The following is a 12,408-nucleotide window of genomic DNA, read 5'->3' as shown; positions in this document are numbered from 1 at the left end:
CCGAATATACGACCCATAACCCCAGGGTGCCGGTTCTGCCGGTTCTGCCGGTTCGGCCGGTTCAGCCGAAGAAGACGCCGACCTCCTCGTACAGCTTCGGGTCCACCGTCTTCAGCTTGGCGGTGGCGTCCCCGATCGGGACGCGGACGATGTCGGTGCCGCGCAGCGCGACCATCTTGCCGAAGTCGCCGTCACGGACCGCGTCGATCGCGTGCAGGCCGAAGCGGGTGGCGAGCCAGCGGTCGAAGGCGCTCGGGGTGCCGCCGCGCTGGATGTGCCCGAGGACCGTCGTGCGGGCCTCCTTGCCGGTGCGCCTCTCGATCTCCTTGGCGAGCCACTCGCCGACGCCGGACAGCCGGACGTGCCCGAAGGAGTCCAGCGACTCGTCCTTGAGCACCAGGTGGCCGTCCTTGGGCATGGCGCCCTCGGCGACGACCACGATCGGGGCGTAGGAGGACTTGAAGCGGGAGGTGATCCAGGCGCAGACCTGGTCGAGATCGAAGCGCTGCTCGGGGATGAGGATGACGTTGGCGCCGCCGGCGAGGCCGGAGTGGAGGGCGATCCAGCCGGCGTGACGGCCCATCACCTCGCAGACCAGCACGCGCATGTGGGACTCGGCGGTGGTGTGCAGGCGGTCGATGGCCTCCGTGGCGATGCCGACCGCGGTGTCGAAGCCGAAGGTGTAGTCGGTGGCGGACAGATCGTTGTCGATGGTCTTCGGCACGCCGACGCACGGCACGCCGTACTCGTCGGACAGCTTCGCGGCGACACCGAGGGTGTCCTCGCCGCCGATGGTGATGAGCGCCTCGACCTCCTGCTTGGCGAGGTTCTCCTTGATCCGCCGGATGCCGTTCTCCTGCTTGAGCGGATTGGTGCGGGAGGAGCCGAGGACGGTGCCGCCGCGGGGCAGGATGCCGCGCACCGCGGGGATGTCGAGGGGAACGGTGTCGCCTTCGAGCGGACCGCGCCAGCCGTCCCGGTAGCCGACGAAGTCGTAGCCGTACTCCTGTACGCCCTTGCGAACGATGCCCCGGATGACGGCGTTGAGCCCGGGGCAGTCGCCGCCTCCGGTCAGTACTCCGACACGCATGGAAATGTCCCTTCGCCGCGGTTGCCTGGTGCAGCCACGCTAATGGTGATCCAGGTCACACAGGGATGGGTCGGAGCGGCAATTCCGGTGAATCACCGGGCGGTTGGTTTACTCGTCGTCAAGTCCGCGTTCTATGGCGTACCGGACGAGTTCCACCCGGTTGTGCAGCTGCAGCTTGCCGAGGGTGTTCTGCACGTGGTTCTGGACCGTGCGGTGGGAGATCACCAGGCGTTCGGCGATCTGCTTGTAGCTCAGGCCCTTGGCCACCAGGCGCAGTACCTCGGTCTCGCGGTCGGTGAGCTGCGGGGCCCCGGGCTCGTCGGTGCCCGGGGCGGGACCGGGCTCGGAGGCGAGGCGGCGGTACTCGCCGAGGACGAGTCCGGCCAGGCCCGGCGTGAAGACCGGGTCGCCGACGGCCGTACGGCGGACCGCGTCCAGCAGCTCCTCCGTGGACGCCGACTTCAGCAGATAGCCGGTCGCGCCCGACTTCACCGCCTCCAGCACGTCGGCGTGCTCGCCGCTCGCGGACAGGACCAGGACGCGCAGGGCCGGGTTGTGGCCGACGAGTTCCTTGCAGACCTGGACGCCGGGCTTCAGCGGCAGGTTGAGGTCCAGGACGAGGACGTCGGGGACGGCGGCCCGGGCGCGGCGCACGGCCTGCTCGCCGTCGCCCGCGGTGGCGACCACGTCGAAGCCGGACTCGGTCAGGTCGCGGGCGACGGCGTCGCGCCACATGGGGTGGTCGTCGACCACCATGACCTTGATCGGGCCCTGCTGCTCACTCATCTGTGCCCCGCCTTCGCGCTCTTGGGTACCTTCAGCTCGACCTCCGTGCCCTGCCCCGGAGTCGAGATCAGCTCGGCACTGCCGCCGAGGTCGCGCAGCCGGCCCCGGATCGACAGGGCGACCCCGAGCCGCCCCTCCCCCTCGGCCTGGGCGAGCCGCCCCTCCGGGATGCCGGGCCCGTCGTCCCGGACGGTCACCACGACCTCGTCGGGTTCGTCCTCGACGAGGATCCACGCGCGCGCGTCCTCGCCGGCGTGCCTGCCGACGTTGTCCAGGGCGGCACCGACGGCCGCGGCCAGTTCCTTCGCGGCGGGCGCCGGCAGCAGCACCGGGGCGCCGGGCTCGACGAGGGCGACCTTCGCGGCGGCGTACGGGGCGAGCAGCGCCCGCAGGTCCACCGGGCCCTCCTCGTCGTACGACGGCTCGTCCACGGCCCGTACGACCGCGCCCTCGGCCGCGTCCTCCGACACCCGCGACACGGGCAGCAGGCCGCCGGAGACGAGGGTGCGCAGGGCGACCTCCTGCTCGCCGGCCATCCGGCCGAGCTCGGCCGCCTCGCCGCCGAGGACCGCGCCGCGGCGCTGCACCATGGCCAGCACCTGAAGGACGCCGTCGTGGATGTCCCGGGCGAGCCGCTCCCGTTCGCGCGTGGCGGCCTCGATCTCCAGGGCGCGGGCGAGGGTGCGCTCGGAGGCGCGGGCCACCTCGACGACGTAGCCGATGGCGATGGAGGCGACCCAGACGAGGATCACGTTGTGGACGGTGTCGCGGGCCGGGGCGCCGCGCTCGACGAGGTTGGCGACAGCGACCGGCGTGGAGGCGAAGGCCGCCCAGCGCCAACCGCCCTTGATGGCGTAGGCGAGGACCGAGCCGGCGGTCCATATCGACGGCAGGGTGGGGCCGCCGTTCTGGATGTGGTGGTCGTTGACGGCGATCGGGGTCAGCAGGATGCCGGTGAGGGCGATGGCGAGGTCGACGGCGAGGAAGCGCTTGGTGCAGGCGGCCGCGTTCTGCACGCGGGGCAGGGTGGCGAGCGTCCAGACGAACAGCACGGCGTAGTAGCCGATGGCGACGCCCTCATGGTCGTACTCGTCGTAGGCGGTGGCGAACAGGCCGACCGCGTACAGCATCGTCAGCACCCGGTACGCGGTGAGCGCGCGCCACAGTGGCTGCTCGACCGACATGCGCATGACGCGCTCGCGCTTGGGCACGTCCCCCACCCCCCTCGACCGAAAGCCTAGGCTTTGGGCTTCTCCTCGTCGGCCTGTTCCCCGGTCTGCTCCTTGGCCTGTTCCTTGGCCAGTTCCTTCTCGGCCTTCGCCGCCTCCGCGATCTGCCGCTTGGCGGCCGTCGCGTACATGTCGACGTACTCCTGGCCGGAGAGCTTCATGATCTCGTACATGACCTCGTCGGTCACCGCGCGCAGCACGAACCGGTCGTGCTCCATGCCCTGGTAGCGGCTGAAGTCCAGGGCCTTGCCGATGCGGATGCCGGGTCGCATGAGCTTGGGCATGACCTTGCCCGGCGGCTGGATCTTCTCCGTGTCGATCATGGCGACCGGGATGACCGGGGCGCCGGAGGCGAGCGCCACGCGCGCGAGGCCGCCGGGCTTGCCGCGGTAGAGCCGGCCGTCGGGCGAGCGCGTGCCCTCGGGGTAGATCCCGAACAGCTCACCGCGCTCCAGGACCTCCAGGCCGCTGCGGATCGCCGCCTCGCCCGCGCCGCGCGCGCCGGAGCGGTCCACCGGGAGCTGGCCGACACCCTTGAAGAAGGCGGCCGTCAGGCGGCCCTTCACACCGGGCGTGGTGAAGTACTCGGCCTTGGCGATGAAGGTGACCTTGCGATCGAGCACCGCGGGCAGGAAGAACGAGTCCGAGAAGGACAGGTGGTTGCTCGCCAGGATCGCGGCCCCCTCGGCGGGGATGTTCTCCAGGCCTTCCACCCAAGGCCTGAAGGTGACCTTGAGCGGTCCCCCGATAGCGACCTTCATCGCGCCGTACAACACCCGTGTGCCTCCAGTTTCCGTCGATCAGACCTTAACCCGGCCCGCCGTCAAAGGCGCCGACGGCCCTGGTCGGTGTCAGTGCGGTCGCGTACGGTGAAGCACAACCTGGACTTCACGCCATTTCCCTGAACCGTCCCTCTCATGAACAGGAGACCGATGGTGCCGGTCCTTCCTGGAGCCGAGCCGTTCCGCCACGAAGGCGGCGAGGTCGGTGTCCTCCTCTGCCACGGCTTCACCGGTTCACCCCAGTCGCTGCGCCCCTGGGCGGAGTACCTGGCCGAGCGCGGCCTCACGGTCTCGCTGCCTCTGCTGCCGGGCCACGGCACCCGCTGGGAGGACATGCAGCTCACCGGCTGGCAGGACTGGTACGCGGAGGTGGACCGCGAGCTGCGCGCCCTCGTCGAGCGCTGCGAGCAGGTCTTCGTGGCCGGCCTGTCGATGGGCGGCGCCCTGGCACTGCGGCTGGCCGCGAAGCACGGGGACGCGGTCAGCGGCGTCGTGGTCGTCAACCCGGCGAACAAGGTGCACGGCCTGTCCGCTTACGCCCTTCCGGTGGCCCGGCACCTCGTGCGGACGACGAAGGGGATCGCCAGCGACATCGCCAAGGAGGGCAGCGCGGAACTGGGGTACGACAAGGTGCCGCTGCACGCGGCCCACTCCCTGCGCAACTTCTTCCGGCTGGTCGACTCCGAGCTGCCGCAGGTCACCCAGCCGCTGCTGCTTCTGCACAGCCCGCAGGACCACGTGGTGCCGCCGGTCGACTCGGCGCGCATCCTCGGCCGGGTCTCGTCCCGGGACGTGCGCGAGGTCCTGCTGGAACAGAGCTACCACGTCGCGACGTTGGACCATGACGCGGACCGGATCTTCGAGGAGAGCCTCGCGTTCATCGGCCGGCTCGCAACCGGTGTCGGCAAGGAAGGGACGGCCGCAGGTGGCTGAGCACGACTCGGACCGCGAGGACCGCGAGCCGGACGAGCAGGGCGTCCCCTTCGACGAGGAGGCGGCCTGGGCGGCGATCGTCGCGGGGTACGGCGAGGAGCCGAAGGACCCGCCGGGCACGAAGCCGTTCAAGTCGGTCGAGGACCTGGCGCTGCTGGAGCCCGAGCCGAACGACTCCGGGGCCGCGGCGGCTCCGAAGCCGGAGAAGCCCGTGAAGCCGCTGGGCGGCTCGGTCTCCTTCGCGCCCGGCGTCGGCCCGCGCGACCATACGGCGCCCGAGCCGTCCGAGGACGACTTCGACGAGGACGACGAGGGTCATTTCGAGCCGCCGGAGCCGCCGCCGCTGCCGATGGCCGACACGACCGCCAAGTTCGCCTGGCTCGGTGTGGTCGGCGGGCCGGTGCTGCTCCTGCTGGCGGTGGTGCTCGGCTGGGACATGACCTGGTGGCTGGCCACGCTCGGCGTCGGCGGCTTCCTGGGCGGTTTCGCCACGCTGGTGATGCGGATGCGGACGGACGACGAGGACGACGGGGACCCAGGACGGGGAGCCGTCGTCTGACGCGACCGGCACCGGGACGACGCGGGGCACCAGGGCCCGTCCGGAGATGTTCCGGACGGGCCTTCGCACGTCCGGACACGCCACGGGAGCCGAAAGGGAACTCGACCGGGGCGAACGGCGAAGGAGGGGTGAACACCCTGAACGAGCCCAAGCCTTCGAGACGTTCGGACGAACGAGAGGAGCCCCGATGACCGTCGGACCACCGGGCACCGGCACCCGCGACGAGGATCGCGAGGACAGCGATGCCCGCGTGATCGCGCGGTCCCGGGACGAGCCCGAGCAGTTCGCCGCGCTCTACGACCGGCACGCCCACGCCGTACACCGTTACGCGGCGCGGCGGCTCGGTCCCGAGGCGGCGGAGGATCTGATGGCGGACACCTTCGTGACCGCCTTCCAGCGACGCCATACGTACGACCTCACGCGTGCCGACGCCCCCCCGTGGCTGTTCGGCATCGCGACCAACCTCGTGGGCCGGCACCGCCGGGCCGAGGCGCGCCACTACAAGGCGCTCGCCCGGCTGCCGGAGCCGGTGGAGCATGAGGAGCCGGTCGCGGACCGCGCGGTCGCCAGGGCCGGTGCCACGGGGGTGCGCCGGGAACTGGCGGCCGCGCTGAACGGGCTGTCCGCCCGGCACCGCGACGTCGTCCTGCTGGTGGCCTGGGCCGGCCTCGACTACGAGGAGGCCGCCGAGGCCCTCGGCGTCCCGGTCGGCACGATCAGATCCCGGCTGCACCGGGCTCGCAGCAGATTGCGCGAAGCACTGGGCGGAACCGATCCGACGGCTTTCCGAGAGGCAGACGCCCATGCGTGACATCGACGAACTGCGCGAACTGCGCGACTTCGACGCGGGGGCTCCCCCGCTCGACGAGGGGACCCGCCGCCGGGTGCGCGCGCGTCTGGTCGCCGCGATCAACGGCCCCGCCCCGGCCGTCCGGCCGCGCCGCCGCCCCGTCCTGCGCGTCGCTCTGACCGGCGCGCTCGCCGCCGCCGTGGCCGCCGGTGTCCTGGTGGCGGTGCGGCACGACGACGGCACCACGGCGCACCGCACGGCCAACCCGCCGGCCACCGGCGCGCCCTCCGTCAGCGCGCCCCCCATGCGCAACGTGAGTGCGCAGACGGTGCTCAAGGGGGCCGCCGCGTACGAGCGCGAGCACGAGCGGACGGTGACCCCGCGCGACGACCAGTTCATCTACACCAGGGAGATCATCAAGGAGACGAACCAGAAGAGCTACGTCGACGAGAACTGGCGCTCGGTGGACGGCTCGCAGCGGTCGTGGATCATGGAGATCGGCAAGGGCTGGTGGTCGCCGCCGCTGAAGGCGGGCGAGAGCGTCTGGCCGCCGCAGGACTGGGGCACGCTGCGCAAGCTGCCGACGGACCCGGAGAAGCTGATCATCGCGATCGCGAACAGCTCCTTCGGCGGCCGCGTCCGGTCACTCGACGACATCGGCGACCAGGAGTGGTCGCAGATCCACTTCAGTCTCGCCGGGTTGCTCAAGCTCGTCCCGGTGATGCCGGAGGGGCTGCGGCCGGCGGCCTACGAGGCGCTCGGCATGGTGCCCGGGGTGAAGGCCGTCCCGCACCAGAAGGACGCCAAGGGCCGCGTCGGCGTGGCCATCACCTACGACGACCCGACGCTGCCGAAGGGGTCCGCGGGCTTCGGCGGCTACTTCATCTTCGACCCGGTCACGTACCGCTTCCTCGGCTTCCGCGACACCCGTACATCGGGTGACGGGGCCGCCATGAAGACGTACACCCAGCTGTCGTACCTGGACAGCTGGGCCGTCGTGGACAGGGCAAGGCAGCGGCCGTAAGCCCTAAGCGGCGGGGACCCTGAGGGCGGCCAGGACCGGGAGGTGGTCCGTGGCCGCCCTCAGGTCCGTCTCCGTCACGCCGGGCACGCCCAGGGGGACGCCGCAGCCGAGGACGTCGATGCCCTTGGTCGCGAAGATCGCGTCGATGCGCTGGAAGGGCTCGCCGGGCGCGAAGGTGTACTCGCCGCCCCAGGGGGCGGTGGCCCAGCAGTCCCGCAGGCCCTCGGTGAGGCGGGTGAAGGCGCGTCCGGTGGGCCGGTCGTTCAGGTCGCCCCCGGCGATCGCGTGGTCCACGCCCAGGCCCGCGAGCCGGTCCAGGAGCATGCCCGCCTGCTCGTGCCGCTCTTTCTGCTGCAGGGAGAGGTGGCAGCTCAGTACGCCGACGCGGGCCGCGCCGAACCGGACGACGGCGGTGGCGAAGCCCCGGCGGTGCTGACCCGGGGTGAGGGGCAGGAGCACGTCCTCGGTGCGCTCGACGGTGGCGCGCAGATGGCACAGGATCGCCGGCCCCGCGGCCGTGGCACCCCCGGTGAGGACGACCTGGCCGGCGTCGGCCGCGAGGTGGGCCAGCTTCTTGCGCCAGCGGAAGAAGCGCGGGGCTTCCTGGACGAGGACCAGGTCGGGCGCGCAGGCGCCGATCACCCGGGCGAGGGCGTCGGTGTCGTCCCGCATCGAGCGGATGTTGTAGCTCAGGACCCGGATGACGGCCGAACCGTCGGGCTCGGTGTGGGAGTTGGGCAGTTGCTCGCTCGTCTCCATGAGATCAACATACGACGATGCCCGCCGACCCGAGGCGGGGCGCGGCGGGCTCATCATGTACGTGATCCGGTCGGCTACATGATCGGGTCGGGTTCCCGGGCCAGGTCCGCCGCGCCCACCAGGCCGGCGTCGTTGCCGAGCTGGGCCGCGATGACGTCGGCCACCGGGCGCCAGTTGCCGCCCACCAGCCAGCGCTTGTAGGACTTGCGGATCGGGTCCAGGACCAGTTCCCCCTCGTCGGAGAGCCCGCCGCCGACGATGAACGCGGAGGGGTCGAAGAGGGAGGCGAGGTCGGCGAGGCCGGCACCGGCCCAGCGGGCGAGCTCGCGGTAGGAGTCGACGGCGACCGGGTCGCCCTGGCGGGCGGCCATGGAGATGTGCTTGCCCTCGATGCCGTCGGGGCTGCCGTCACCCAGGCCGAGCAGGATCTCGGCGTTCTCGGGGGTGGCGTTGGCGCGCTGCTTGGCGTACCGGACGAGGGCGCGCCCGGAGGCGTACTGCTCCCAGCAGCCCTGCGAGCCGCAGCCGCACAGCAGGCCGTCCGGGACCATCCGGATGTGGCCGAACTCGGCGGCCACGCCGAAGTGTCCGCGGCGCAGCTTGTTGCCGATGATGATGCCGCCGCCCAGGCCGGTGCCGAGGGTGATGCAGATGACGTTGCGGTGGCCCTTGCCGGCGCCGAACTTGTACTCGCCCCAGGCGGCCGCGTTCGCGTCGTTCTCGACCACGACGGGGAGACCGACGCGGGCCTCGACCTGCTGCTTCAGCGGCTCCTGGCGCCAGTCGATGTTCGGCGCGAAGTAGACGGTGGAGCGCTGCCGGTTGACGTAACCGGCAGCGCCGATGCCGACACCGACGATCTCGTGCCCGGCGCGCGCGCCCTCCACGGCGGAGGCGATGGCGTCCACGATCGCCTCGGGCGTGCCCGGGGTCGGCACCTTGTACGTGGAGAGGATGTTGCCTTCCTCGTCGACCACGCCGGCCGCGATCTTGGTACCGCCGATGTCGACGCCGATGGTGAGTCCCATGAATCCCTCAGTTCGGTCGAGCCCCGCTACGGCCAACCGTACCCGAGGCCCCGGCACCGGGGTTCCAGCCGTCCGCCGGGCGGACAGGCCGTGGGACGCCCGGGGGCGTCAGTCGAGGTCGATGCGCTGGCCGGGACCGGTGCCCTCGTCGCCCCCGCGGTTCTCGTCGAGGTCCTTGTGCAGGTCGGTCGGGCGGCTGGTCCAGCGCCGTTCCTGGGCCTGGACCGCGGAGCGGTAGGCGGCGAGGAGTTCGCCGCCGGCCGCGGCGAGGTGGTCGAAGACGTCGGGGTTGCGCTCTATGACGGGCTCGACGGCTGCCTTGGCCTGCTGGACGACCTGCTTCACCACCTGCTGGGCGGCCGGCCCCGCGACCGCGCCGAGCAGCGGCGACTGGATCGACGACAGCTTCTCCGACACCACGTCGACGAGCTTGCGCAGTTCCTCGGCGGCCGACACCGGCGGCTGGCCGTGCTCGGCCCGGCGGCGGGCCTTCTCCGCGGCGAGGTCCTCGGCGCACGCCGTCGCCCAGGCGTCGGCGTCGGTGGCCCGCACCTCGTCGACGGCATCCTTCTCACCGGCATCCGACGGGGGGAGCTCTTCGCTCATGACGGACTCCTGACTACGGTTCGTCCCTACGACGTTACCCGAACGGGCGTATGTCGTTCACTGCCTGCCGGGCCACAGAGCCGGATCCGGTGCGAACCGGATCCGCAGCTCGCCCTCGCGCAGCGCGGCCCCGTTGACGGTGCAGCGGCGAAGGGCCGAGGGCAGCGGCACGATGCGACGGAAGGCGCCGGCGGAGACGACGAGTTCGTCGCCGCGCCGGATCAGGTCGAGGTCGCCGCGTATCGCGCCGGGCAGCGGGATGTGCCAGACGAGCACGCCGTCGGCGGCGAGCCGGTCCACGACCGGCCACTCGACGGTGGAGGTCGTGTCGTTGACGCCGGGTACGGGCAGCGCGGCCAGGTCGTCGGTGCCGCGCGGGTCGCGGCCGAGGTGGTGGACCGGCCGTACGTCGTACGACTCCCGCCATTCCTCCAGTGCCTTGCGCTGCTGGGCGAGGGGCCCGGCCAGCCATCCGTCCGCCGCGGACTCGGGCAGCACCCGGTTGGCGACCAGCGCGTCGGGCCGCAGCCCGCGCAGGGCCAGGGCGAGGGTGGCGGCGCGCACGGCGTCGGCCCCGGCCGGTCCGGGCTCGGCGACCAGCCGTACGACGGTGCCGCGGTCGGCGAGCACGGCCTCGACGGCGCCCAGCTCCATGTCCCACCGGGCGGCGGTCTCGTACAGCCACTCCGAGGGCATGGGGACACCGGCCAGCCGGCCCAGGACGGGTCGCAGGGCGCGGGCCGCCTGCCGCTCGGGCGGCAGCAGCCGGCGCAGATAGCGGCGCAGTTCCTCGGGCAGGGAGAGCAGGGCGAGGGCCTGCGCGGTGGCGGGGAGGTCGACGACCAGCAGGTCGTGCGCCTCGGCGAGTGCCGCGTCGCGCAGCGCCCGCAGCAGGGTCAGCTCCTCCGCCCCGGGCAGCGGCGTGACCTCTTCGGCGTCCAGCCGGGAGGCGCCGAGGAGGTCCAGGACGTTGGCCGCGCGTTCCTGGAAACCGGTGAGGTCGTCCCGGAACCCGGCGGTGGCGTCGGGCCGCCAGGCGGTGAGGTTCGGGGCGACGGTCGTGGGGGCCGGGCCCGTGGCCGCGCCGAGGGCCGTGCCCAGGGCGTCGGTGCGGTCGGCACTGAGCACCAGGGTGCGGGTGCCCTCGCGGGCGGCGGCCAGGGCGGTGGCGGCCGCGATGGTGCTACGGCCGCTGCCGCCGGGACCGGTGATCAGGATGGTGCGCATGATGGTGAACGGTACCTGCGCGCGCCCCGGCCGGACCTCCGCCTACTTCTCCCCGGCCTCGACGCGCTTCTTCAGTCCGGCCAGGGCCCGGTCGATGATGACCTTCTCGGCCTTGCGCTTGATCATCCCCAGCATCGGGATCTTCACGTCGACCGTCAGCCGGTAGGTGACCTCGGTGGCGCCGGCCCCCGCGGGCTTGAGGATGTACGACCCGTCGAGCGAGCGCAGCATCTGGGACTTCACCAGCGTCCAGGAGACCTCGTTCTGCCCGCTCCACGTGTAGGCGAGCACCTGGTCGTCCTTGATGGCGCCGGCGTCCATCACGAGACGGACCTGCTCGGCACGCCCCTGGGCGTCGGTCTGCAGCACCTCCGCCTCCTTCACCTCGCCGGTCCAGTCGGGGTAGCGCGCGAAGTCGGCGATCACCCCCATGACGTCGGCCGGTGCCGCCTCGATCGTGATGCTCGAGCTGGTGTGTTCCGCCATCGCCGTGGCTCCTCCAGATGCGGGCCGGTAAAGGGGTCTTTCGTGCGCACGTGTGTGCAGCGTGAAGGCTACCGCGCACGTGAGCGCCCGAGTTCACCCCCTGCCCGCGTTCACCGGCCATTCCAGCGTCCAGGGTCTGCCGGTCCCCGCGAAGTGCCCCACGTTCACGCACTCGGTGACCCCGATCCGCATGCGCCGCACCAGGGGCTGGTGGACGTGGCCGAACAGGGCGTAGCGGGGCCGGGTCCTCCTGATCGCCTCCAGCAGGGCCACGCTGCCCCGCTCGAAGCGCCGGGCCACCGTGTCGTAGACGAGCTCGGGCACCTCCGGCGGGATGTGCGTGCACAGCACGTCCACCTCGCCCACGGCCTCGATCTTCGCCGCGTACTCCTCGTCGTCGATCTCGTACGGGGTGCGCATCGCGGTGCGCAGACCGCCGCCGACGAAGCCGAACGTCCAGCCGCCGATCTCGACGCGTCCGCCGTCGAGCACGGTCGTTCCCGGCCGGGCGTACTCCGGCCAGAGGGCCGGTATATCGACATTGCCGTACGTGGCGTACGTCGGCGCCGGAAGGGCCGCGAACATCTCGGCGTACTGCTTGCGCACCGCCTTCTCGATCGCGGTGCGCCGGTCCGTGCCGATGCCCGCCCACAGCCTGGCCCCGAACTCGCGCGCCTCCTCGAAGCGGCGGGCGGTGCGCAGTTCGACGAGGCGGTCGGCGTTCTCCGTGCCGAACAGGTCGGGGAAGATGCCGCGCGAGTGGTCGGCGTAGTCCAGGAAGAGGACCAGGTCACCGAGGCAGATCAGGGCGTCCGCGCCCTCGCCGGCCCGGGCCAGGTCGCGGGCGTTGCCGTGCACGTCGCTGACCACATGGACGCGTGCCGTGCGGCCGCCGGCCGGTGTGGATGCCATGACGATCAAGGGTAGGCGTGTGCGGTGTACGTGAACAGTGGCGGCCCGCCCTGCGGTTACTGGCCAGTCAGTTAGCGGGTGGACTACCGTACGCGAAGGAACACCAAACCGTGTGACGCAGCGAACATCTCGCCGGGACCCCCTGTCGAAGAAGCCATACCGGCGGGTAACGTCCGGGCAGTCCAGTCGTGCTCAGG

General features: G+C 72.0%; 14 protein-coding genes. 4 read left to right on the top strand and 10 right to left on the bottom strand.

From position 1 onward, the window contains the following. Window positions 1–61 precede the first annotated feature (61 nt). From ACQF4J_RS33135 to ACQF4J_RS33120, 4 genes are all read right to left on the bottom strand, one after another. Window positions 62–1,090: a 6-phosphofructokinase gene (locus ACQF4J_RS33135; RefSeq protein ID WP_351562272.1), complete on the bottom strand. Its 1,029-nt coding sequence runs from the start codon at window positions 1,088–1,090 to the stop codon at window positions 62–64. 108 nt (window positions 1,091–1,198) lie between these two features. Further along, window positions 1,199–1,876, bottom strand: a complete 678-nt coding sequence (locus tag ACQF4J_RS33130; protein WP_351562275.1) for a response regulator transcription factor — start codon at window positions 1,874–1,876, stop codon at window positions 1,199–1,201. Continuing rightward, a complete protein-coding gene (macS, locus tag ACQF4J_RS33125; protein WP_351562277.1) occupies window positions 1,873–3,087 on the bottom strand; it encodes a MacS family sensor histidine kinase in 1,215 nt (404 codons plus the stop codon). The genes ACQF4J_RS33130 and macS overlap by 4 nt, the downstream gene beginning before the upstream one ends. A 26-nt stretch (window positions 3,088–3,113) precedes the next feature. After that, the gene (locus tag ACQF4J_RS33120) at window positions 3,114–3,866 is read right to left on the bottom strand and encodes a lysophospholipid acyltransferase family protein (RefSeq protein ID WP_427167501.1); all 753 of its coding nucleotides are present in this window, start codon (window positions 3,864–3,866) and stop codon (window positions 3,114–3,116) included. Between the two features lie 174 nt (window positions 3,867–4,040). On the opposite strand from ACQF4J_RS33120, the gene ACQF4J_RS33115 reads away from it, so the two are divergent. The 4 genes from ACQF4J_RS33115 to ACQF4J_RS33100 all read left to right on the top strand — a co-directional run bounded on the left by ACQF4J_RS33115 (window position 4,041) and on the right by ACQF4J_RS33100 (window position 7,193). Next, on the top strand, window positions 4,041–4,820 hold the full coding sequence (locus ACQF4J_RS33115) for an alpha/beta hydrolase (protein ID WP_351562379.1): 780 nt from the start codon (window positions 4,041–4,043) through the stop codon (window positions 4,818–4,820). Then, window positions 4,813–5,379: a hypothetical protein gene (locus ACQF4J_RS33110; RefSeq protein ID WP_351562282.1), complete on the top strand. Its 567-nt coding sequence runs from the start codon at window positions 4,813–4,815 to the stop codon at window positions 5,377–5,379. The genes ACQF4J_RS33115 and ACQF4J_RS33110 overlap by 8 nt, the downstream gene beginning before the upstream one ends. Window positions 5,380–5,566: 187 nt before the next feature. Beyond that, window positions 5,567–6,190 (top strand): RNA polymerase sigma factor, encoded by a 624-nt coding sequence (locus ACQF4J_RS33105; protein ID WP_351798736.1) that lies wholly within the window; start codon window positions 5,567–5,569, stop codon window positions 6,188–6,190. Next, window positions 6,183–7,193 (top strand): CU044_5270 family protein, encoded by a 1,011-nt coding sequence (locus tag ACQF4J_RS33100; RefSeq protein ID WP_427167500.1) that lies wholly within the window; start codon window positions 6,183–6,185, stop codon window positions 7,191–7,193. Before ACQF4J_RS33105 ends, ACQF4J_RS33100 begins: the two co-directional genes overlap by 8 nt. Window positions 7,194–7,196: 3 nt before the next feature. On the opposite strand, the gene ACQF4J_RS33095 is transcribed toward ACQF4J_RS33100, so the two are convergent. From ACQF4J_RS33095 to ACQF4J_RS33070, 6 genes are all read right to left on the bottom strand, one after another. Continuing rightward, window positions 7,197–7,952: an endonuclease/exonuclease/phosphatase family protein gene (locus tag ACQF4J_RS33095; RefSeq protein WP_351798742.1), complete on the bottom strand. Its 756-nt coding sequence runs from the start codon at window positions 7,950–7,952 to the stop codon at window positions 7,197–7,199. A gap of 74 nt (window positions 7,953–8,026) precedes the next feature. Further along, the gene (locus tag ACQF4J_RS33090) at window positions 8,027–8,980 is read right to left on the bottom strand and encodes an ROK family glucokinase (protein WP_351562292.1); all 954 of its coding nucleotides are present in this window, start codon (window positions 8,978–8,980) and stop codon (window positions 8,027–8,029) included. Window positions 8,981–9,088: 108 nt separating this feature from the next. Beyond that, window positions 9,089–9,586, bottom strand: a complete 498-nt coding sequence (locus tag ACQF4J_RS33085; RefSeq protein ID WP_351562295.1) for a DUF5304 domain-containing protein — start codon at window positions 9,584–9,586, stop codon at window positions 9,089–9,091. Between the two features lie 57 nt (window positions 9,587–9,643). Beyond that, entirely contained in the window at window positions 9,644–10,813 is a 1,170-nt protein-coding gene (locus ACQF4J_RS33080; RefSeq protein ID WP_351562297.1) for an ArsA family ATPase, read from the bottom strand. A gap of 42 nt (window positions 10,814–10,855) precedes the next feature. Continuing rightward, complete coding sequence (locus tag ACQF4J_RS33075) at window positions 10,856–11,299, bottom strand: SRPBCC family protein (RefSeq protein ID WP_351562300.1); 444 nt, start codon at window positions 11,297–11,299, stop codon at window positions 10,856–10,858. Between the two features lie 93 nt (window positions 11,300–11,392). Next, entirely contained in the window at window positions 11,393–12,211 is an 819-nt protein-coding gene (locus tag ACQF4J_RS33070; RefSeq protein WP_351562302.1) for a metallophosphoesterase family protein, read from the bottom strand. Between the last annotated feature and the right edge of the window lie 197 nt (window positions 12,212–12,408).

The sequence above is a fragment of the Streptomyces sp. C1-1 genome (assembly GCF_050214755.1).
In the GTDB taxonomy this organism is placed as follows: Bacteria; Actinomycetota; Actinomycetes; order Streptomycetales; family Streptomycetaceae; genus Streptomyces.
The sequence above is the reverse complement of the archived record's forward strand: the minus strand, read 5'-3'. Positions and strand labels throughout refer to the sequence as shown.